This is a genomic window from Actinomyces oris (assembly GCF_001937445.1).
In the GTDB taxonomy this organism is placed as follows: Bacteria; Actinomycetota; Actinomycetes; order Actinomycetales; family Actinomycetaceae; genus Actinomyces; species Actinomyces acetigenes.
Window position 1 is genome coordinate 1,179 of record NZ_MSKS01000039.1, and the last position, 1,782, is coordinate 2,960.

At 63.3% G+C, this 1,782-nt stretch carries 1 protein-coding gene and 1 pseudogene; both read left to right on the top strand.

Annotation, left to right across the window (positions count from 1 at the left end; translation table 11 throughout):
• Positions 1 to 244: 244 nt before the first annotated feature.
• Positions 245 to 1,183: a hypothetical protein gene (locus BKH20_RS10595; protein WP_143224995.1), complete on the top strand. Its 939-nt coding sequence runs from the start codon at positions 245 to 247 to the stop codon at positions 1,181 to 1,183.
• Positions 1,184 to 1,287: 104 nt separating this feature from the next.
• Positions 1,288 to 1,782: pseudogene (locus tag BKH20_RS10600) on the top strand (hypothetical protein); the annotation flags it as partial.

A 1,782-nucleotide genomic window follows, 5' to 3' on the forward strand; every position in this document is an offset into this window, starting at 1 on the left:
CCATCCTCAACAAAGCCGCCGAACTCTAGCAGCCCCACCACCCCACCTTCACCTCTGCGCCGTCGGACCGAACACCCCCACCACCAAGGCGGATCAGGAAGAATACGTCGGACAAGCAGGAAGGAGGTGCATAGTGGATGAGTCGACCGACTCCGACCAGACCGGCAGTCACGCCCATGCTGTTCCTGAACCCGACAGGGCGTCTCCTCAGCGATCGCCGAATCGTCTTTTCAGAGGATGCCTGGTGCTGATTGTTGCGGTAATCGTGAGCATGGCGGGTATCTGGATGCTGTTCGTTCGCATCGACGCCAGCCTGCACCCCCAAGCCGGACCAGCGGATCGTGCGTATGCCCGCCAAGTCGCCCAGGAAGCTGCCGACCACCTCGGTCACAGCCCACTTGTCACCTCAGCACCCTCCGCCTCATCCGAGGCAGCCACGCCGTCGGACATCTCCGCTCACGTAAGCATCAGCCTCAAGGACGGCACCAGCGTTCAGGAAGCCGCCGACCTCCTGGCCTCGACCCACGAGGCTGCTCTTCACACCAAGGACGGCACCCGAAAGATCACGCTGACCGTGTCCATGTCATGGACCCTGAGCGGCACCAGCATCGCAGCAGACTTCGATGCCAGCCGCGCCACCACCGACATCATCTCCACCACCACACGCGATCTGACCCCGGTCGGGGAAGCCAGGACCGTCAGGCAAGGGGGGTCCTCCCTCCTAGGGATCGATTACGGCGAAGTCGGTTCTCCCCCGGCCTCACTGGCCAGCCCCTCCGGTTCACGCACATGGAAGTCCTTCACCATGGCCGGTTGGCAGGTGACATCCACCAGCAACGAGACAAGACAGTTCGCCACCCCACCCATGGAGCAGGTCATCGCTGCGGCCACTCAGACCAGCGCTACCGGCTCCATCACGTTCGAGGCCGACCCGGGCTCCATGTCCGTCACCGGCCTGGCCACCGACGACGGCGGCTTGGCTCCCGAGGCCGCAGCACCCGTGGTGCACGCCTTGTCCGACTGTCACGCCGCAGGACTGACCGAGCTCAGCCTCAACACCACAACCGGCCACGACGGCCCCTGGCGAACTCTCGTATGCCAGGGCAGAACCTGGACACCCAAGAACGACGGCGTAAAAGGCCAGCAAGAAGCCGCCATCCTCAACAAAGCCGCCGAGCTCTAGACGCCCCACCACCCCACCTTCACCTCTGCGTCGTCGGACCAAACGTCCCCACCATCAACGCGGATCAGGAAGAATTACGTCCGACAAGTAGGGAGAATGCACTGATGGCGGATGAGCAAACCGTACCTGCGCCAAGAGGAGACGCCGGGGCAGACGAAGCCCCAGCCGTCAACTCGAGCAGTAGAGCCTCTACCAGCCGGCGGAAGCCGCTGTCCAACAGGTCGGCGGGGTGGTGGGCCATCCAGGTGATGCTGGTCGTCCTCGTGTTGATCATTGGTAGTTTCGTCTATCTGATTGACATCACCCTGCACCCCGACAGCGGCCCGGAGGGATTCAAGGTCCGACGCATCGCCAGTGCGGCGGAGAAGCACCTGTCCAAGGATCCCAATGTCGTCTCGGCCACCGTCATCGAGGCCTCGGCCGATATCGGCGGCACCGAAGCCGACCTAGACGTGCGTCTCAAGGACGACACCAGCGCTGATGCGGTAGCGGACCTACTGGCCTCCACCCATGATGCCGCCTTCGGCAAGAACAGCCCCGACACCAACATCAACCTCTACGTCACCCTGTCCTGGACACTGGAGTGCGTGGTGTTTCTC